This window comes from Risungbinella massiliensis, from assembly GCF_000942395.1.
In the GTDB taxonomy this organism is placed as follows: domain Bacteria; phylum Bacillota; class Bacilli; order Thermoactinomycetales; family Thermoactinomycetaceae; genus Risungbinella; species Risungbinella massiliensis.
Genome location: NZ_LN812102.1, coordinates 1,541,578 through 1,562,206 on the forward strand (window position 1 = coordinate 1,541,578; position 20,629 = coordinate 1,562,206).

19 protein-coding genes are annotated in these 20,629 nt (G+C 40.6%); 4 read left to right on the forward strand and 15 right to left on the reverse strand.

The window, feature by feature from the left end; all coding sequences use genetic code 11:
- Nucleotides 1–161: 161 nt before the first annotated feature.
- Nucleotides 162–1,925, forward strand: a complete 1,764-nt coding sequence (locus VJ09_RS08035) for a menaquinone biosynthesis decarboxylase (protein WP_044641009.1) — start codon at nucleotides 162–164, stop codon at nucleotides 1,923–1,925.
- Between the two features lie 68 nt (nucleotides 1,926–1,993).
- On the opposite strand, the gene yunB is transcribed toward VJ09_RS08035, so the two are convergent.
- Entirely contained in the window at nucleotides 1,994–2,701 is a 708-nt protein-coding gene (gene yunB, locus VJ09_RS08040; protein WP_044641010.1) for a sporulation protein YunB, read from the reverse strand.
- 208 nt (nucleotides 2,702–2,909) lie between these two features.
- Here yunB and VJ09_RS08045 point away from each other — a divergent pair, with 208 nt between their 5' ends.
- Nucleotides 2,910–4,406, forward strand: a complete 1,497-nt coding sequence (locus VJ09_RS08045; RefSeq protein WP_044641011.1) for an FAD-dependent thymidylate synthase — start codon at nucleotides 2,910–2,912, stop codon at nucleotides 4,404–4,406.
- Nucleotides 4,407–4,533: 127 nt separating this feature from the next.
- Here the strand turns inward: VJ09_RS08045 and VJ09_RS08050 are convergent, their stop codons facing one another.
- Both VJ09_RS08050 and VJ09_RS08055 read right to left on the reverse strand, forming a co-directional pair.
- Nucleotides 4,534–5,097 (reverse strand): isoprenylcysteine carboxyl methyltransferase family protein, encoded by a 564-nt coding sequence (locus VJ09_RS08050; protein WP_044641012.1) that lies wholly within the window; start codon nucleotides 5,095–5,097, stop codon nucleotides 4,534–4,536.
- Between the two features lie 39 nt (nucleotides 5,098–5,136).
- Nucleotides 5,137–6,192: a type III polyketide synthase gene (locus tag VJ09_RS08055; protein ID WP_044641013.1), complete on the reverse strand. Its 1,056-nt coding sequence runs from the start codon at nucleotides 6,190–6,192 to the stop codon at nucleotides 5,137–5,139.
- 314 nt (nucleotides 6,193–6,506) lie between these two features.
- Here VJ09_RS08055 and VJ09_RS08060 point away from each other — a divergent pair, with 314 nt between their 5' ends.
- Nucleotides 6,507–7,196: a hypothetical protein gene (locus tag VJ09_RS08060; protein WP_044641014.1), complete on the forward strand. Its 690-nt coding sequence runs from the start codon at nucleotides 6,507–6,509 to the stop codon at nucleotides 7,194–7,196.
- Complete coding sequence (locus VJ09_RS08065; protein ID WP_044641015.1) at nucleotides 7,193–8,101, forward strand: ABC transporter ATP-binding protein; 909 nt, start codon at nucleotides 7,193–7,195, stop codon at nucleotides 8,099–8,101. Before VJ09_RS08060 ends, VJ09_RS08065 begins: the two co-directional genes overlap by 4 nt.
- 64 nt (nucleotides 8,102–8,165) lie before the next feature.
- Here the strand turns inward: VJ09_RS08065 and VJ09_RS08070 are convergent, their stop codons facing one another.
- From VJ09_RS08070 to VJ09_RS17580, 12 genes are all read right to left on the reverse strand, one after another.
- On the reverse strand, nucleotides 8,166–8,729 hold the full coding sequence (locus tag VJ09_RS08070; RefSeq protein ID WP_044641016.1) for a GNAT family N-acetyltransferase: 564 nt from the start codon (nucleotides 8,727–8,729) through the stop codon (nucleotides 8,166–8,168).
- Between the two features lie 10 nt (nucleotides 8,730–8,739).
- A complete protein-coding gene (locus VJ09_RS08075) occupies nucleotides 8,740–9,039 on the reverse strand; it encodes a hypothetical protein (RefSeq protein ID WP_044641017.1) in 300 nt (99 codons plus the stop codon).
- A gap of 59 nt (nucleotides 9,040–9,098) precedes the next feature.
- A complete protein-coding gene (locus VJ09_RS08080; RefSeq protein ID WP_044641018.1) occupies nucleotides 9,099–11,693 on the reverse strand; it encodes a type IV secretory system conjugative DNA transfer family protein in 2,595 nt (864 codons plus the stop codon).
- A 14-nt stretch (nucleotides 11,694–11,707) separates the two neighbouring features.
- A complete protein-coding gene (locus VJ09_RS08085) occupies nucleotides 11,708–13,270 on the reverse strand; it encodes a CD3337/EF1877 family mobilome membrane protein (protein ID WP_044641019.1) in 1,563 nt (520 codons plus the stop codon).
- Nucleotides 13,271–13,293: 23 nt separating this feature from the next.
- Entirely contained in the window at nucleotides 13,294–15,780 is a 2,487-nt protein-coding gene (locus VJ09_RS08090; RefSeq protein ID WP_052807293.1) for an ATP-binding protein, read from the reverse strand.
- Nucleotides 15,777–16,178 (reverse strand): TcpE family conjugal transfer membrane protein, encoded by a 402-nt coding sequence (locus VJ09_RS08095; RefSeq protein WP_052807294.1) that lies wholly within the window; start codon nucleotides 16,176–16,178, stop codon nucleotides 15,777–15,779. The genes VJ09_RS08090 and VJ09_RS08095 overlap by 4 nt, the downstream gene beginning before the upstream one ends.
- Nucleotides 16,175–16,429: a hypothetical protein gene (locus VJ09_RS08100; protein WP_044641020.1), complete on the reverse strand. Its 255-nt coding sequence runs from the start codon at nucleotides 16,427–16,429 to the stop codon at nucleotides 16,175–16,177. Before VJ09_RS08100 ends, VJ09_RS08095 begins: the two co-directional genes overlap by 4 nt.
- A gap of 4 nt (nucleotides 16,430–16,433) precedes the next feature.
- The gene (locus VJ09_RS08105) at nucleotides 16,434–17,333 is read right to left on the reverse strand and encodes a conjugal transfer protein (protein WP_044641021.1); all 900 of its coding nucleotides are present in this window, start codon (nucleotides 17,331–17,333) and stop codon (nucleotides 16,434–16,436) included.
- A gap of 13 nt (nucleotides 17,334–17,346) precedes the next feature.
- Nucleotides 17,347–17,967 carry a class D sortase gene (locus VJ09_RS08110; RefSeq protein WP_044641022.1) on the reverse strand — a complete coding sequence of 207 codons (621 nt, stop codon included), beginning with the start codon at nucleotides 17,965–17,967 and terminating at the stop codon, nucleotides 17,347–17,349.
- Nucleotides 17,954–18,640 carry a hypothetical protein gene (locus VJ09_RS08115; RefSeq protein ID WP_147635454.1) on the reverse strand — a complete coding sequence of 229 codons (687 nt, stop codon included), beginning with the start codon at nucleotides 18,638–18,640 and terminating at the stop codon, nucleotides 17,954–17,956. Before VJ09_RS08115 ends, VJ09_RS08110 begins: the two co-directional genes overlap by 14 nt.
- A gap of 444 nt (nucleotides 18,641–19,084) precedes the next feature.
- A complete protein-coding gene (locus tag VJ09_RS08120) occupies nucleotides 19,085–19,645 on the reverse strand; it encodes a hypothetical protein (protein WP_044641024.1) in 561 nt (186 codons plus the stop codon).
- A 16-nt stretch (nucleotides 19,646–19,661) separates the two neighbouring features.
- Nucleotides 19,662–20,618 carry a M23 family metallopeptidase gene (locus tag VJ09_RS17580; RefSeq protein WP_052807295.1) on the reverse strand — a complete coding sequence of 319 codons (957 nt, stop codon included), beginning with the start codon at nucleotides 20,616–20,618 and terminating at the stop codon, nucleotides 19,662–19,664.
- Between the last annotated feature and the right edge of the window lie 11 nt (nucleotides 20,619–20,629).

Consider the following 20,629-nt stretch of genomic DNA (forward strand, 5'->3'; position numbering starts at 1 on the left):
TTCTCTTCTCAAATTCAAAAGAGAAAATCTGGAGCTAGGGAGCGCCTTTGTCATTGCAATGAGGCGAGTCTGATCCAGATTTTCGGAGTGCTTACTTAGATAGATACGGGAAATCACTCCCTATTTGCGACCCATACTTACTCAAGAGGAGAGATCTCGCAATGCATAAAGACCTACGCAGCTTTCTGCAAACACTACGCAATGAAAAAGACCTAAAAGTAATTGATACTCCAGTTGATCCAAATCTAGAAATAGCGGAAATACACCGGCGAGTTATTGAGGAAGGCGGACCTGCTCTCCTTTTTCAACAAGTAAAAGGCAGTAAGTTTCCTGTTGTCACGAATCTTTTTGGAACCCCTCGTCGTGTTGACTTGGCCTTTGGAACAAGACCTGAAGAATTAATGAAACAAACCGTAGACTTGGTACATAAAGTGATGCCTCCCACCGCCAAAGCACTCTGGGGTGAACGTCATTTGTTCAAAGACTTACTCAAAGTGGGGATGAAACGAGTCGATCCACAAACTGCGCCAGTAATGGCAGTTTCTCAATCTCCTGTAGACCTTACCAAAATTCCGGCCATCACCTCATGGCCGGAAGATGGTGGGCCTTTTGTTACCTTACCATTAGTCTACACTGAACATCCACTAACCGGACAACATAATCTGGGCATGTATCGAATGCAAGTAATGGATGCCACGACTACAGGAATGCACTGGCAAATTCATAAAGGTGGCGGTTTCCATCATTTTGAGGCAGAAAAAGCTAATATGCCGTTGCCTGTTCGTGTCTTTTTGGGTGGGCCTCCAGCACTTATTGCATCTGCGATCGCTCCGGTTCCTGAATTTTTACCAGAGCTGTTACTTACTTCTCTCATTGTAGGAGAAAAGCTTCCTGTCGTAAAACCGGTAGATGGAGGATATCCGATCGTAGCGGATGCAGAATTCGTCTTCTCAGGGAAAGTTCCTGCTCACACACGGAAAATGGAAGGGCCTTTTGGTGATCATTATGGTTACTATTCACTAGCTCACGAATTCCCGATCTTCCAAGTAGAGAAGGTATATCATCGGAAAGATGCGATCTATCCAGCTACTGTTGTCGGAAAGCCGCGCCAAGAAGATTACTATCTAGGGGAATTCCTCCAAAAACTACTCTCACCTGCGTTCCCGATGGCAATGCCTGGTATACGTGACTTATGGACTTACGCTGAAACTGGTTTCCATGCACTTGCTGCTGCAGTGGTACGGGAAAGCTATAAACGAGAAGCAATGGTGAATGCCTTCCGTATTCTGGGAGAAGGGCAATTAACACTAACCAAATTCCTCGTGGTAACGGACAAAAAAGTGGATCTTTCTCGCTTTACTCAACTATGGGAAAGTGTACTAGAACGATTCGATCCTGCCACCGATCTAACCATTTTTGCCAATACCTCAATGGATACTTTGGATTATACTGGCAGAAGATTAAATCATGGCAGTAAAGCCATTTTGCTCGGTACAGGAGACCCTGTCCGCAGCTTACCAGAAAAATATGAAGGACCAGAATTACCTGGAGTAAAAGAAATCACCAACTACGGAAAAGGAACCTTAGTAGCAGAGGCTTGTTCCTATGAAGCTGATCCAGAACTGGCTTCCAAAATTTTAGCAGCCAGAGGTTCCGAATTACGTGACTGGCCATTTCTGTTCCTAGTAGATGATATCGCTGCTGCGAAAGACCAGACTTCGTTCCTTTGGTCCACCTTCACACGCTTTGACCCTGATTATGACTTGTATGCAGATGCCACACTGGTACGGCATCATCCAGAATATCGCTTCCCGATCGTAGTGGATGCACGAATGAAACCTGGATACCCAGCAGAAGTAGAGACCGATTCTACTACCAAAGATTTGGTTGATCGTCGTTGGTCAGAGTATTTTCCAAAATGGTAACTAGCAACACGGTATGTTAATATGTAAAAGCTCTCCTTTTTGGAGAGCTTTTATTTTTAAAGACATTATTACTTAGGAGTAACAGGGATAGGTGATGGTTGCATGGTGTTGTTATTTCCTTCATTTTGGAAAAAATAGCTTGGCACCTCACCTACTACCATTGCTTGAGCGATTGGGTAATCAATGTCAATCGGTACAACATCTTCAGAGAATGGGACTACTACTCCCATCTCAGTATGTATTTTAAGAACAAGGGTTACCATCACAACGTTGATCCCTTTGGATTCTAGTCTAGGCTCGATATTAATTTTGGCAGATCCCTTTGGCCATATTTCGACGGGAATATCCGGACCCCATTCCGATAAGATCGTATTTTTAAACATTTGACCAATTGTTATCTCAATGGGTTTATCTTGCAGTTGTTTAATTACTTGTTGGATCTTTTGAGCTGTCGCTGTATATACTTTAGCTTGGTTTGCTTGATTGATCCGTAGATACTGAACTTTCCCCGTTTGATCTTTTTCTATTTCAATCAGATTATTAGTATCGTTACCTAATACAACTTGTTGTTTAATCCCTTCTACAATGGCATCATATGCCATCTTTTTCACCTCAGATTTGGCAATCACTAACATAACTGGTTCGATATTAGTTTCCAATAACCACACAATGGGAGCTGCTATCAGTATTAAGATAAGCACTAGAATAGCCCAACCATTGATTCGAAAAGGAAATTTTCTCCTCCCTCTTCTGGCTAGTCCGCGAGTTCGTAACATGGACAATTCCCCCTCGTCTCACTTTATGTCAGGGAACTTGTCTACTTGCGATGTTTTCCAACTCTCATTTAATTTATTTTTTGATAAAGTAACTTTATTCAGGTTCTTATGGACAGTTAGCATGAATCGAGCTTTGAGGTTGGGGTCTTACTGACCGTTAGAACGTGATAAAATAATCAGCAGTGATGTTAGAGAGGATGGGAAAGCTTTGACAGGATCAAATCAATTGGATTTAAACCACTATGTCTCCAATCTAGATCGTAATGTTTATACCATTTATAACTTACCCGAAGAAGTAATTGCAGTGATTTTTGCCTATGTTAGTCGTAGTGACGCTAGCTTCCGTGAAAACTTAATCCAGCTATTACAAGATGACGAATTAGCTGTCTCTGACCCAACACGTAGTTTGGCTACGTCCTTTTCCGAGAAAGCATCTACCTTTCATGAAAAATGGGTAGTCGGATATGGTCACAGCAGTGTAGCCGAACATGCAGTAGCTCATATCGGAATTGAAAAAATTAGCCGATTAGCATCTGCGGAGTTAGAACTTGCGACCAGCTTTAATAGTTTCACCGAATATAGCCAGCGCTACCAACGGCCTAAACGTGGCGATTACTATGTTCCAAGCGAATTAAATGATCAACCAGAATTAAAAGAAGCTTACTTGAATTTACAAGAAGAAGCTTATGACATATACGAAAAATTATTTGAGCAATTATATATCTATTTACAGCAAAAAATGCCTCGAAATCCTGATGAGAGCGAAAAAAGATATCAGTTACGGATTGAAAAAATTGCTTTTGAAGATGCTCGATATGCCTTAACACTAGCTACTTTAACCAATCTTGGGATGACTGGGAATGGACGTTCCTTGCGAGATACGCTTGTCCAACTATTATCAAGTCCTTATCCCGAAAGTAACCAATTAGCACGAGATATGGAACGTGAAATTAGCCAAATTATCCCGACCCTTTTAAAATATGTACGCCCAAATGAATACATTGTCGAGTCTAGAAAAAAACTTCAAGCTTCGTTACCGCAAGCTACGGACGTAGAGCCTATTCATGGACCAGTAGCACGGATCTTGCATGCTCCTGACTATCGCAAATCACTGCAAACTTGTATGATTCATTTTCTGATCAGTGAACAAGGTCATAGCTATGAATCTGCAGAGCAACTTGCAAGCACTACTTCCTTGGAAGAATTAGAGCATGTTGTAGAATTAGCACTACAGAAGCTTCGTTTTTTTGACAATCCATTAGAAACATTGCAGCATATTCCCTATCAACTAGAAATGAAAATTTCGGAGGCCAATTGGCATCAGTTATTACGGCATAATCGAAGAACTAGTTTTACATTTAGTCCTGCCGGAATCCAATTTGGTATTACCATCCCTCCTCACATCAAAGAAGCAGGGTTAAGCGAATTATATGAGCGATTTCTCACCAAAGCAGAAACGATTTATCGTGAACTAGCGAAGTTCTCTCCACTAGTTGCAAGCTATTGTGTTACCAATGGTCATAATCGTCAAGTACTTGCTAGTGCCAGCCTGTGGGAACTCTATCATCTCATCAACCTACGAACCTCCCCAGAAGCACAATGGGATATTCAACAAACATTTGAGCAAATCTACTCCGATCTAAAAGAATCTCATCCTGTTTTAGCCAAATATGCACAACGTCGCTTAGAACAGGATCACAACTAACTCGACTAGATGGTTTTCAGACGAAATACACCACTCTGTCTATCTTGAGCACTACTATTAAAATCGATTACAAGCAATTTGAATCCATCAAAAAGGCTCTCCCTAATACCAATAGGAGAGCCTTTTTCTATTTCCAAGTAGGAAAGAAACGATTTTTCTCTTCCATCTCTTCTTCGTAATTGGTTGCCTCTTTCAGAGCTAGTTCCTCCATTGGGATACGAAGTAACAAAATAATAAGCGTATTTACCACGCTTAGTGAGATCGAGGTAAGAATGGCTCCAAAAATAAGGGGATAGACCAAAATCTCGATCATGACCACAACATAATTTGGGTGCCGCATATAGCGGTATGGTCCTTTTAATTTTGGAGCATGGTCTGGAACTACCCAAATACGAGTATTCCAATACTTCCCTAACGTTCCAATACACCAGTAACGTAGAACTTGGGTTACCAAATAGATCGAAAAAGGCAGAACCCACCAACTAGGAGGAGTCGCCCGCATAAATAGGCTTTCTACCAAAATTCCAATAAACAGTAGGACATGTATTCCTACTATGATGGGATAATGCTCTTTTCCCACCTCATAACCGCCTTGTTCCCGCATCCAATTCCGATTTCGCCTAGCTACTTCCATCTCCGAGATCCTTTGAATAATCCCCAGTGAAAATAGGATCACGAGCAAATTATTCATACAAACCCTTCCTTATAAGTAGACTTAAGAGCTACTCTTCTACCATTGGAGTAGGAGTAACTCCGAACTAAACCCAGGTCCTAAAGCAGACATTAGTCCCCATTCTCCGTTGGTGTGTATCTGTTCTAGTTCTTTTTCCAATACAAACAAGACTGTCGCAGAAGACATGTTTCCATTATCACGCAGTACATCATAAGCATGTTGAAACCGTTCTGGTGGTACATTCAATGCCTCTTCATAAGCATGAAGTACCTTTTTTCCGCCAGGATGAGAGATCATCCGAGTAATATCTTGTATCGATAGCGAATGCTCCTGTAAGTAATCACGAACTACTGGCTCTACATACTCTTTTACAATAGTTGGGATATCACGAGAAAAAACAACTTGTAGACCATCCTCTGCCACATCCCACCCCATCACATCTAACGAGTTATACCAGATCGTACTGTGCGAGGAGTGAATGATCGGGTAAATCTCCTGAAGAGAAACCTTTCGTCCTGCTACCAATACCGCTGCTGCTCCATCAGCAAATAACGAAGTGGCTACTAGATTGCTTTTGGATAGATCATTACGTCGAAAAGTAAGCCCACAAAGCTCAACTGTTACTACTACCGCAATCTGATCTGGAAAAGCAGTCACATATTCATAAGCCCGAGAAAGTCCTGCTACTCCCCCTGCACAACCTAATCCCCAAATCGGAGTCCGTCTTATATTTCGCTTGAGCTGGAGTTGATTGATTAAATGAGCATCGATACTTGGCGTAGAAAGACCCGTACTGGAGACAAAAAAAAGATGATCAATCTGCTCAAGTGTAAAAGGGCTCTTCTCGATACATTTTTGAATAGCCTCTATCGCAAGTTTGCTAGCCATTTCGACATAAGCTTCATTACGTGTCGGAAAATGATGTACTTCTTCAAACCACTCTATTGGTTTACTGAAGGATCTACGTTCAATATTGGTATTTTCAAAAATAGGTAAGTACCGTTCGATATCTGAAAAACGATCTTGAAACATTCGCTTTGCAAATTCTCGAATGGTACTCTGATCTATTTGAAATGGAGGTACTGCAGTTCCCACCGCGATCACTTGAGCCACTCAAAGCCCTCCAGATTGTTTTTTCTTAGGTTGACCATTTATTGGAAAACTATGCTTTTTGAACACTTCTCTACTATCCTTGTAAAGGATATTGCCTAATGAGCCTAAAGCTAGAGGTTTTCCTTTTGAGATACGACTATGAGCGGTAGGGAGAGCCGGAGCAGTCAAAGGCGGGAAAACTGGCGGCACGCCTATGTCTAACTTTGATTTATGCAACCAGCTACTTGTAAATATAGAAGTTATCCAAATAAGAGATGAGGATACATAATTTATTTACCTGTTCCAATACTAAAAAAAGAAATTGGATAAAGTTGGTGAAACAAGTGGGAACCATTTGGCTTCTGGAATTTCGGCATCTATGGAGAAAAACATCTAGCTACATTCCTTTTTTCCTGTTAGGAGCTGGAGCAATCATATTAGGCAGCATTCTTACTATTCCTGAACATCCTGTTTTGCCGATCGTTCCAGAGAGTCTTGTCTATCCAAAAGCTCTCGAATATCTTTGGCAGTGGATCGGAATGTTGATCCTCTTTTCTTTCTCCCGAATTCAAGAGGAACTCTATCATGGCAAAGCACGACTTTTTATTTTGTATTCTTCTCGAAGCAGATATTATTTTGGAACGTTTTTTAGTTCACTTACCTATTGGTTATTTCTTACTCTTTGCTTATTTCTCGCATTTTCCTTCTTACACCAACGGATCACTCCCGTGATCTTATGGAATACGTTTTCTACTATCTTTTTATTTTTGTCATTAACTTTTTTCTTGTCCATCGGGAAGCGGACTTCTCTTGTTCTTGGTGTTGGTTATTTTCTTAGCTTTCTTCCCTTTATGTTTCCTTTTTTCTTAGTACTACCTGACATTTCTTTCAAAGCATATTGGGAATATCTCTTACCTGCATATTGGTATGAACAAGCTTTTCATCTATCCTGGATTCCATTTGGTTTTGGAGTTGTGATTCTACTAATCGGTTATCTCTTACTTAGAAAGAAGGATCTCATATGATCGTCTCCCTGCAACAAGTGAGAAAAAGCTTCTCTGGTCGTAATGTTATTCAAGATATTTCCTTCACGGTAAACCAAGGAGAGATCTTTGCATTATTGGGACGCAATGGTGCAGGAAAAAGTACCATGCTTCACTTACTCACGGGTCTACAACGTGCTGATCAAGGAACCATTCGAATTGGGAAACGGTCTGTACAAGAGTTTCCCATCTATCGAAAAAAAGTAGGAGTCATGATCCAAAACCAAGATTATGATGATCATTTAACCATACAAGAACATATCTCTTATCTAGCTAAGTTAAAAGAAGTTCCCAATGTCCAGCAAGAAACTATCGAGTTGCTGAATTTAGTAGATCTTCAGAACATCGCCAATCGTAGAGTAGGTTCTCTTTCACACGGAAATAAAAAAAGATTAGGACTAGCTATCGCCCTAATCGGTAATCCCAAACTTTTATTATTGGATGAACCTACCGCACATCTTGATTCCCATTCGATCCAACATACTCATCAACTATTACGAGAGCAAGCGAAAAAGGGGACAGCGATCCTTCTTACTACTGCGATTGCCGAGGAGGCAGAAGCGATTGGGGAACGAGTAGGAATCTTGGAAAATGGCCGTTTAGAACGTATAGGTGCTCCTATACAATTAAGAGAACGTAGTTCAAAACGAAATCAATTCCTACGTATCCAAACAGAAGAAGTTCTACCAGAACAAGCGAAACGAATGATAAGGAAAATCCAAGATCAAACCAACGGTAAAGCGGTCTATAACTTTCCATATTGGCATATTGAATTGGATATCGCTGACTCTTCTCAATTGATGAAATCAGTCTATCCCATTTTTCATGAGGAGCAAGTTGTTATGTTAGAAGTCGAACGCTCACAACGTTCATTATATGACCTTTGATACTCTGCAAGTAAATCAGAGATTAGCATTTCCAAGCTAAAAACAACTAGATTTCCGCTCTCCATCATTGATTTGCTGTGTCATGTTGTCTTGTCCAATCTTCACGCAACAAACTGTAGAGAAATACATCTTCGAATCCTTGTGATGTGACGGTACCCTGACGTATTTTTCCCTCCAACACAAAACCACAACGAATAGCGACTTGCTGGCTTTTTTCATTACGGACTGCACAACGAATCTCTAATGCATGGATCGGAAGCTCCTGAAACAGATAATTGGTTAATCCCTGAACAGCCGATGTCATAATCCCTTTCCCTGTCGCCTCTTTACTAAGCCAATATCCTAACTCTGCTCGATAAAGGGTATGCTTCCAGTCGTGGATCTCCAAAACGCCGACTAACCGATCCTGATACCAAACTCCACAGTTGAAACCTGTCATTCCACAAAGCTTTGATAAAGAATTTTGTATAAATTGTTGTGTATCTGACTCGGAAGAAGTATGGTCTACCCAAGCAAACCATTCTCGCAGATGCGTACGATTTGTATCTGCGAGGTGAAATAGCTCTTTGCTATGGGTTGGTAGAAGGAGCTTTAGAACCACTTCTGTATGAGGAGTCAGGATCTGCATAGAGCCCTCCTTATTTTTTTATTTGTATGATCAATAACGACATTCCCCATCTAAAAAGTCCCCCCACTACAGCCAATAAAAGTACTATCAAAAAAATCATATTGGTTGTAGAACTTAAATAGAGGAAAATTCCAAGAAACCAACCTATTGCTCTAGTCTGAGAAGACCATTTAAAATTACATAAAAACAGAATAATAAAGATCGTAATCGCCGTAGCAGATTCTGTTGCAAAGTTAATTAAGAAAGCGATCGCAATAAGTTCAATATAGGAGAATAAAGCTCTTAGAAGATTAAATAATGCTTTTACCATTGCTTCACTCCGTTCATTTAGAAGGAGCCGACTGTGATCTCCACAATCGGCTCTGGCTCTTACAAATTCGTTTCATAAGATTGATCCATATACCTACCTACTTCGGAAGAGACTTCACCAATTGGTCTGCATTCTGGAGAAGATTTCATTCGCTCCAGTCCCCAGTTCACTCCCCATTGAAAAGCCTCTTCTTTCTCTGCATTTCGATGGTTAGCAATATTTCCATTAGCTAGATAGACAACAGGTGGTGGACATTCCACTACAAAAGTAGAAGTGACACTCTTTTGCTTTCGCTTCATTCGTACAGAGACTGCTACATTTCTCTCTGATAAACCTTCCAAAAACGTAGCGGGTAGATATCCACGACTAAGAGATTCAACTTTGTCGGAACCTTCTTGTTGCCCACAACTGAGAATTGCTCCGAGGTTTGCTTTCATTGCTTGGACCAAATCCTCGTTCTCAAAAGAATCTATCTCTCTGGTGATCCAGCCAATTCCAAAGTCGTATTTGCGATCCTCTGATAAAATTTTTGCAAAATAAGGAAGCTGAACTAACTGTGCTTCTTCAATCATCATCAAATGAAACTTAGACCCAGTCGTACGTCTTTTGGCTACTCGATGATAGGAATGAACTAAATGTCCGACTGAGATCGCCAACTCATGATCATTTAGATCATAGAGATCAAACATTACAATGTGGCCTTCATTCATAAATTGCTTAATGTTCAAACTCATATCTTTTTGGAGGTAGAAACATCGCAGAATCGGATCTTGGAAAAGACGATCCATCTGTTGTAATACTGGCTCTACTTCTATTTTGAGTTCTGATTCATCCATCTTGGTCCAAAAACGTCTTACATAAGGATCTACGCCATTTTGCAAAACCTTAGACCGAAATGCTGTATTACGGAGAAATTCATCTACCTCAAGCAAAGTGTGCTTGTGGTTATCTTCCAGTAAACTATGAATGGCCATCGACAATAGCCTTTTTGCACGAATCCATGTATCAGAGTCATCGCTCTGATAGAGAATTACTTCTGCCAATTGCTCAGCTGTCTGACTGATGGAATCATGTTCCTCAACATGTAGCAGATTTAATGCTACCGCATGAGTGGTATCGGGTGACAAGCTATAGTGATGTATTTTATCCAATGGGACTTGCTTCCCTTGACTCTCTAAATATCGCAGTCGATTTTCCATTACCGAAATGATTTCCCGAGCTGGATCGATCAGGGTAAAGCCAGGTTGTTGGTCAGGATCTTCCACCCATGCATCCACCATGGACTGAAGCATCTCCACCGCACAACTAGATTTCCCCATCCCACTGGCTCCTGTGAGTAAGAAGTGTTTACTCAACTGTTCATATGGCAAACGCACTTCTCGAACGGCTAAAGGGTGTTTTTCTAGGCCAATCTTTACACCCTCCTGGAAATCCTCTTCTTGGATCGCAGCTTGATGTGGAAGAAGATGAGCCAAATAGCCTCTCGAATCTGTACCTACTGGTGGCTCTTGATAAATCCAATGGTTGCTAGGTGGAAGATGAAATAGGTTCGCTAACTCATCACCTGACCATGTCATAATCGTAAATGGCCATGGATAAGGCATGGGATTACGGTCTCGTAGCGGATTCCAAAGCTTTTGTGGCCAATATCGAATTGCCCCATCATAATTGAGCGCTGTTTCTAAAGCAGTCGCAGTCGAACGACAAACAGAGATCGCATTGGGAGAATTGGACCATAACGACATACGTACTTCAAATGACAACTCTCTCCCAGTTAACCTACGAATCAAGCTAAATCGCTTTGCCTTTTCATCTGGAGTCATATCGGCAATATTCTTGTCCTTTAACTCTTCTTTCACTCGATCTGAACGTTCATCGAGCGCAGACCAGCTTGTCGGAGAGAATTGTAGATCCAAAATAGTCCCACGACGTAAGGAATTCAAAATATTACCAAGTGGGCTTTCTTTCTTTTGTTCAAAAGAAGCAAGTGGTAGCCCTTTTTTCACTCCACTTTTTAGCGTGAAATGCCCACCGGCACCCCCACTTTGAACCTGTGGAAATTGGGCTGCCTCTAATTCATGTAGTTCAGCATTTGGATAAACACTGCGAATCGTATCATAAACGCTACTCTTTTTATCACGTGGATAAGCTAAGTAGATCCCAATCTCATCCGAATCGGGTCCCATCGCAAATCGCAGGCGAAACCACGGGCTTCCAAAGCGTATACGAAATTTCCAGATTCGAAACATCCCACCAAAGGACTTTACCATTAACATTACTTTCTCTACTTCTAGCTTCGTGTCACTAGAAGGCAAAATACGTAGATATCGAACACCTCTAGCAGCTAGGTTTCGATAATAACTAATGAGTAACCACTTGCCTAACAGATAGAGCACCGTTAGTAATACTGCAATAAATAGTAGCCATAACACCACACTAACGATTGAACTTCCGGTATCGACCATCGTATCTTTGATCACATTTGCAGTCTGCTCTGTCTCATTTACCTTATCGCCCTCTAACTTTACGAGGAGATATTCACGAAGTCTGGCAAGAAGATATAATCCGCCAATCCCTAGCACACCATATAAAATGTATTTTGTAGCTTTAGCCAATTCATTATCCCCACCTTTAGGCGTTTTGAACCAACTCATCTAATCACCTCGTTTCACTGTCCTCTTGGTATGCTAGACCGAACCTTTGAAGAAGCCTTATCTACATACTCAATGAGCATTTTTCGATTGTCTTTATTATAGAAATCTGCCATCGCCGAAACCTTTCCAGCAGAGGAGTTCACAATCCCAATCAACTCATTACGTTTCCAGAAAACACCGACTACTAAAGCGATTTGGAGGATAATAGTCCAAGCATAGCCTACATCATCAGGTGAAGCGATGCTGTAAAGCATATCCGAAATGGTTAATATAAGGCTTAACAATAATCCAAGTAAAATCTTCTTAAGCTGGTATCCAATAAAACCTTTCACCCAATTCATTGCGACACCAGACCATGTTGGATATAGTGCCATTAAAAAAGCAAACGGAGCAAACATAGCGAAGATCACAAAGAAAAATTGGTAGACAATCATTGCCAAAGAGATAGCTAAAAAAACTACCCCGATTACAAAATGAGCAATACAAAGCAACAATAGCATCCCTAATCGTTGGAACAATCCTTGAGATGTAAACATTATATTTGGTTCTTTATTAAGGGCACTGTTTCCGTTCTTTTCTATTAGAACAGCTTTCTCTCTTTCTGCGCTACCCACTTTTTGATTAAGAAGTTGTTCTACTGTTTTGTCATCCACTTGGGTCTTTCCATATTGGAGCATTACATAGGGATCATAAATTAAAATTTTGTATACCTTATCTGCAGTTTTCATGGAAGTAACATCTTTACGGTACGGTTCTATCTCTTTTTTTACTGGATTTCCTTGGTTCACATCTGCAATATTGGTATTTGGACCACTGCTAATCGTTCTACTATTTTCTCCCGCTACACTTCCAATACTTAATCCCACACCTAACAATTCTTGGCTTATATCACTACTTGTTTTGTTGAGATATTTCATGATGCCTGAAGAGTTTGCAAAAAATGTGAATGCAACCATCATGATAAAAACAGTGGAGATTATCGCTGACCACGCACTGGTTGTATCTTTTTTATATAATCCTTTGTAGGCAATCCATGCCCCTGCACAAATAATAGTAAGTACTAGAAAGTTACCCCATATCCCTGTATTTCCAATACCACTACCGTTAAATCCAGCAATTCCTTGTATTACTACCTCCACTTGATCCGCCATAATATTAACGATATCTAGCGAAAAAGCCTGTTCAACCGCCAAAATCACCATAAAATCCCAGACCAAAAGAGCTTGCCAGATCAGATTCATCAATCCATGCAATAATACATACGCAGAATCAGTAAATGCATCTAATCCAATATCCCATGTTGATCTTTCTTGCACTAACATCTCCAGAGAGTATCTACTAGGAGTGTATTTACTAAATTCGGGTGTATAGTCATTATCTTTCGCTTTTTCAATTCGATCATTTGGAAATACAACCAATATATCTGTTAATAAGTTAAACCCTGCTTTTTCTTCGGTGGGGGCTGGGTTAGGTGATGGCGGGGTAGCTGGTGGGTCTTCGGCTGCAGCTGAGCTACCTAAACTAAAGAAACAGACCAGAATGACCAAAACAGTCACCCAGCTTTTTGTTTTCAACATAGCATTTTGACTCCTTTACTCCGCTATGGGGCGACGATAGTATGTTCTTCTCGCCCTTTGTTTGATTTAGACTGTCCTGGTCTTGTATCGAACGCTTGGAAAAGCCGTTTTTCCACAACTCTGATTTCTAATTCATTTACTCGTTTTTCTAAATCGGACATAAGGCAGATCCCAGTTGGTAGATTGCGGATTCGGTCTACGTTCATCTCGGTAGCTTCAATCCCTAATATCTGACAAGCTGCTTCTGCTTCCTTTTGATCTCGGCAACGGAAGACAAACCGACATCCTAGGTTCGAGCGAATCTCTTCACCTAACATATCTTTGGCATTTTGACTAACTAGATAAATGGCAGAGTTTTTACTACGTCCGGTACGTACTAGTTCTTCTAGTACGGCTCTACCTTCCCTAACTTTGGCTAAGCGCCATGACTCGTCAAAGAGTACCATTTTGAACTCATCAGAAGATTGATTAGAAAACCGCCTTGAAAAGTCGGAGATTGCCATAAGAATCGCGATCCCCATTCGACCGAAATCTGTTTGGCTCTCATCAGGTAATTGCAAATCTTCTACTTGTAGGATGGTGAGCGGTTTGGAGAGATCAATTGCCTCTTGCGAACCATCTCCAAATAAAAGTTGTCCTTGTCCAGAAGTAGCTAAATAACTTAGGACATCAATAATCTCCTCGAGACTATCTTTGCGTTTAGCGGGAAGATCCTTCACCACTTCAATTAAATGTAGCAATACTGCTGTCATAGAGGCATTCTCATTCTGAATGACATGATCCACTGCTTTTCCAATTGCGATGGCTTCATATGTACCATCAGAGGCTCGTGCTAAAAATTGAAGTATTTTTTTGGCAGTCTCTCCTGCGGAAGTTAACTCTGAAGTATTTTTCGCACCCATCAAAGGATCTAACTTACCTCTGTCTTCAAGAGAAGCTCGCAAAGTCACAATGTTGGTGTATGGTTTCAACTCTGGAAGATGATCTGGCCAATGGCCCCGCTCATCTTTTGGATCAAAAATAAGGACTCTGGCACCATTTAACAAAGCTTGATAAGTAAATAAATTGGCTCCTAAAGACTTCCCTGCACCTAAAGAACCAATAAAAGCAGCAGAAGCGGTAGTACTGAGACGCTCGTCTTTAGGACCTCGGTCATGTTGAAAAAAGACTGGTAAATTTTGCGACATGCCAATAAAGCTTCCATAGCCATCTCCCAGCTGACGTGTTGCCCCTACCATACTAGCTGCAACAGCTGTTGGATCCATATGATGAATGTAATCGGTAATGAGTCGTTTGGAGCCTGGTATAAACTCGTTAAATCCCCTCCATTGATCGCCATACGGAATCTCGATCTGGATCAACATATCTGCATATAGGTCTTTAACCAATTGAATACGCAAGTCCAATTCATCTGAAGTAGAAGCGGATACACAGAGTACAATGGAACTGATAAGAAGCGGAAACTTGTCCGTACGAAGATTATTTTCCAATTCCAAGGCTTCCTGCTTGCTATTTAGGATATGGAAGGAAGTATCTTCCCCACTTTCTGTGGCATGCTCATCTTCTGCTTTTAATTCTTTCTTTTTATTCATTACTTGTTTGAGTGCTTTGCGATAACCAAGCGTTTCTGTTCGTAGCGTTGCTTCTACAGGAAAAGAGAGCCTCTGCAAATTGTATAACCACTCAATACCTGGAAATGGGGCTTTGTCTGGAATATGAGAGATGGTGAGAAATGCCATATGCCCCTTACGGCTTCGACCATTGACGAATTGTTCTACGATTAATCTGCGACCACTAGAATCATCAAATTTCCCCTCTGTAAGGTTCAAGATATCCCTAGTAGGCCGTATCGCATTCTTCTGTCCCACTTCTACGGGAATCGTTTTGGGACGCCATTGATGCCTTCTGGGAGTCTCGCTGATTCCCCGGTAAAATCCACGGCGAATGAGCCATTCCATATCAGAAGAATCTACACGTCTCACTCGTAAATAGCCATTCATTCGTGATTGAATCATCTCTTCTTGGACTTGGTACGCATGAATCTCTTCTTCTAAAATTTCGGGAGCATCTGTGCCAGATTGGTCATGTAAATACCGTTTAAAATCTCTCCAAGCATACTGGATCTCTCGCCAGAAGTTCCCTTTTGGTGACGTATCTTTCAACTCTACACCAATAAAGAAGCGATGCTGGTACAGCTCTCTTCCTCTCAGATGATTGAGGCTCGCTTCGATATGCTGTTCTCCTACTTCTAATAAACGGCTAGATAATCTATTTTTCATTGCAATCTTATAATCTTCTAAACTTGCATAGTCTGGTACCATCAAGAGATGTGTTGGTAAGTTAATATTCCAATAAAAAGCCTCCAAATTACTATGGAGGCTTAATTGATCATCCAATGACCGAAAATCATAGTTGTAAGTTTGAATTTCATAATATGCAGAGACAGAGCCACCCACATGAAATATGAGATTGTCTTCAAAATACTTGATTGGAAATGTTACTTTGCTCATCTGCTCTCCCCTCCGCTGTTCTTGTGTCGATAGGCAACGATCCCATCATATTGATAGACCGATTCTTTTTTAGGTGTTATTTTTTGATATCGAGCAAACCGATGATTGGAGAAACGATGTTCCAAATAACATAAGATAAAACGGTGTGGCGCTTTTCCATCTAATGTCTTTCTCGTAAAAAACCAAGCAACTAATGCCGGAATGGCAATAAACTTGATCAGAAAATATTCCACTAGGCTAAATGGTGGCACTTTGTTAAGTAGAATCATCACAAAAAGAGTACCTGTGAAAAAAGCTAGTTCTCGGTATGAAATCGGAATTGGCAGATGGATTCCTTGAATAGAATAGACTGTTTTTTCTATTCGAAAGACCTGATTATATACTCGGATCTGTTTCATTCTAGATAAGCTTCAAAGAGCCAACTGAAGCCATTGGATCCAAGATTGGTAACTAATTGAGGATTAAAGATAAAGACACTGACTAACATAGCGAATAGGGCAAATCCTATAAACGCGGTAAAAGCTTTCTTATAAAACAATGTTACAGTTGTTATAACAATCAACAAAAAGAAAATTGCCTTAATCTCGGTACTGACTGCCTCTTGCAATTTTTGCCCTGGGCCAGTCGCTAGAAAAAGAAGTTGTTCCATTTACCTATACCTCCCCTTGTCGAATCTGTGTCACATACCAACGGTCGCCTTCTTGCAAAAGACCCAATTTGTATCGCACAGTAGATTCAAATCCGCTATTTTTATCTTTTAGTGTTACATCACCATATGCGACAAAACCACTTTCCTGTTTCAATACTTTTAAATTTCTCATCTCTACAAACTGGAATCGATTTTCGTATCCAGTAATCGGTTCCTTTGATCGAACAAAATAATTTAGCTCTTCGACTTTACCTGTAAAATAATTCTCCCAAAAAGAACCTAAGAACTGATCTACCTTAAGTCGAACCTCTTCTGTGACCACTTCCCCTTTAGGTGCCTCTTCCTTTTGGGCATTTAGAGGTCCTCCAACAGGCATACTAACAAAATATGGTTTATCGACTACTCGATAGGAGCTACCAGATCGCATAATAGGTATCACCAACTGGTAAACAGCACGTTTTTTGTCATTTGAATTTTCTACATTTGTGAGTGTTAACTCTGCTTGCACTGTTACTTCCTTAACTCCCTTTGCTCCTTCTCGGTCTTGGATCTTCCAAACATTGACCGCATCTACCAATGAATGATAGTCGGCTGCATCGGTGTCTAAACCACCTTCTACATCGATATTGGAAGCCAGGTAGTCTTTTAACCTTTCTTTTCTGGAATCCGCACTTCCTACATTCCACCATAAAAATTCTCTAGTAAATCTCTCCGCAAAAGTGCTCTCACTCCATACATCGGGATTATTACTGTTTGTGACCTGCTGGCTGGCTACAGGAGTTTGTTTCAAAAAAGTTGGGATAAGACCCAATTGAATTGCCCAAACAATCGTGGTGCTTAGTGCGGTATAACTAAGTAGAGTCCAAAATAGTATGCGAAACAGCTTCCGCTTGGACGGTGACATGGCTCCTCTCCTCCTAGATCCTCTGTTTCAATTCCGCCTGCATAATGTACCGTTGCGGAGCTGGACCTATATAACGAAATGGATAACACGTGGTAACTGTAAGAATCGGTTTGTCGTGTGAAACAATCACAGTGCGATCATCTTCATCTGTTATCCACATCTTACGAATCACATAGATAAATGTCCCTTGACTGGTCTGAACATGGAATTCGTCTCCTTCTTGCATCTGGCCCATCTCTCGGAAAACAGTGTCTCGATGTCCGGATAAGACTGTATTATCTGGTTCCCCTGGTAGGACACTACCTGAAAAATGGCCTACTCCTTTCTCTAATTCCTCTTCATTAGTACCCTCGATAATAGGTAGAACCGCTTTTAATCTCGGAATATACAGATCAGCAAAGTGTTCTCCTTTTTTGGGATGAGCTTCCTGTGGATAAATAACCCACTGCTCACCAGAAGTGTGGGAATTACCCGTTGGAATAGTTTGTTCTTGTTGTTTGGTTTGATGAGAAACAGGTGGAACTTCTATTGTTTGAACGAGTGTTGCTTGTTGATAGTAGGAAACGAGAGAATAACTAGCGTATCCAGTTCCCCCAATCACCAAGCAAAGCGCAATCATCTTATCCCATTTCATTGACACTTTTCCTTTTTCTAGTTGCTAAATACGCTCCTGCTGTCAAGGCTACACCAACGCTTCCCATTGCGGTGGTTAAATCATTCCCAGCTGTGTCTGGTAGCTCTGCCCCCTGAACCGTCTTGGGTTTAGGAGCAACCTTCTGTTTTTCCAAGGAAGTTGTCGTTTTTGTCGATTTTTGCTCCGTTTGTTCTTTCCCAAGATTCGACTTTTTACTAGGTTTTTCCTTTTTTGTCGTCTCCTGTTTCGCCTTTGGTTCTAGTTGAATTTTAGACGGATTTTGGATTGGTTCATCTGGTGGAACGTGATCCATTGGTATATCTTCTGACGAAGGGGTAGATGGATTCTGTTTGGGTGCTAAATCTGGAGTTGATTCACTATTAGAAGAGTTACTAAACGGCTCATCTGGAGGCATATTATTTTTTACCGGGATCTCTTCTTTTGAAACACTGGTTACTTTAGTAGAATCGGTTTGTGCTGACGCATTTGCTTGAGCCGCCCCCACCCCCGCTGTAATCCCTGTCAAAAGGCAAAAGGACAAGACTGCTTTATTAGATATCTGTCCAGCTTCTAAATTTTTTTTCCTCTTGTATTTAGTGGATGGTAACTCTAGCAGCTCTTCCTCTTTTGTTTCAAATGCACCAAGAAGAATCTCTGGATCTTGTTTCATCATAATACCCTCCTAAACAAAAACGTTGCTAATGGAAAAACTGTATAGAAAAGAGCAGTAGCACCAGATTCATTACAACAAAACGTGTGAGTGACAAAAAAAATTTGGTGCTAGGAGCCCAAATTGTGTCTAGATTAACAACAAAACGACAATTATGTTTTTTTTGTGACACTCTCTATCTCCTATATTATTACAACTAGCCGACCTTTTTCAACAATTTTGTCTATTGTACTGTTCTTTAATAAAGACATTAACATTTTACGTATATTTTCTCTTTTCATTATTTAGGCAAAGGGAAAAGCCCTACCCAGTGCTAGGAACTCATAGGTTTAGAATATTTTTATAGAAAAACTTTTACTCCAACCTAAAAAATTTTGTAATGCAATCAATAAAGAAAAAAGCTCCTCTCAATTGGAGGAGCCCTGTCTTATTCCAGACTATTTCTCATCAATGTAACGTCTTTCCCTCAAACTTACTAACAAACCACTTGCCAGATACTTTTGTTATTTCTAATCTATGTTGATAACTATGATTCATCTTTATGGAACCTGTACCAGCTTTAAGCGTATTATCTATAACTAAGTTTATTTTTTCGTTGTTGATCCAAGTTAAATTACTGTTAGTAAACGTAATTTCTGGCTTATAGTTTGGGTTATACACTACAGAGTCTGTTTCAGTTGAATCAGTCTCGACACCTAATATTTGTTTCTGTACCTCAGGAGTTGCGTTAGCAGTTAATCGCTTAATTCGCTCTGCTTTTGGTAAATTGCCCAGATAGTCTTCGATAAAATCCTGCCCAAACTCAACTAGTCGGGGCTCATTATTCAAATCATCCAATGTTGTTTCCAAGTTCTTCAACTTGCTGTTCGTTTGATCTTTGTAGCTCTGATATTCTTTCGAAATCCTATTATTTTCTTCTTGAAGCGTCTTGATATCGCTCCATAAAAAATAGTTTCCAATAACAGAACCAATTAGCAGAACAAGAAGAAAGAGAAAACCTTTTTTCATGGTACCCTCTCCAGTACTAATTGATAGGAGGCAAATAACCTTTTGGATTTACAGCAGTTCCATCTTTTCTAACTTCAAAATGCAAGTGGGTTCCTGTACTTCTTCCTGTGGTTCCACAGTAACCAATCATTTGACCTTGATTGACTTGGCCATTTGAAATCGTCGCTTTCTCTAAGTGACCGTAGTAAGATTGCATGCCGTCTCCATGGTCAATAACCACATAGTTACCAAAACCACCTGGGTCTACCTTTACGCTAGCTGTTCCTTTTCTGGCAGCAAAAACTTTATCTGGGTTACTTAAAGGGCCGCAGTCAAAATCAATTCCACCATGATGTTCTCTACCTTGACCGCCTGTCGGACTATCTCGCCAATCAAACCAACTGGTTACGGTAATTTTCTTTAGCGGAAACTGAAAATAACCACTTCCTGACTGTAGATAATATCCAGCACAATCAATTGGAGTTCCACCCATTCCCTCATATTTACTACCTAAGCTACTCTCCCATTGGTTCTTTGCAGCAGTATCCCCATCTTTTTTGGCAGCAGCTTCCGTTGGAGATTGTACCCCCTTGAACTTCGTTCCTCTGCTTTTGATTTCATCATCCACTTTGGGCTTTTTGGCGATCTCTTTACTATCTACTAACAAAATCGCAGCAAATAAAGTTGGGGGTATATTATTGGCATTCGCTGTGCTTTCAATAAGAGACGCTTTTCCTTTAAGTGTAGAATCAGATTCTACGCTTTTTTCAATTGTTTCTAACGTGGAAGTAGAGGCACCACTCGGTACACATTGATCTCCTGTAGAGGACATACCATTGGCAACTGATACTCTCGAAAACGGAGCAAAAACCAACCAAAGAAAAACTAAAATAACGACAAGAGTGCTGATCAATGCTTTTGGTCCAAAATATTCTTTGCGGTTTGCTACCACATCAGCAGCAGCTGCAACCGCAGCAGTTGTTACTGGTTCCATAAATGATTCAC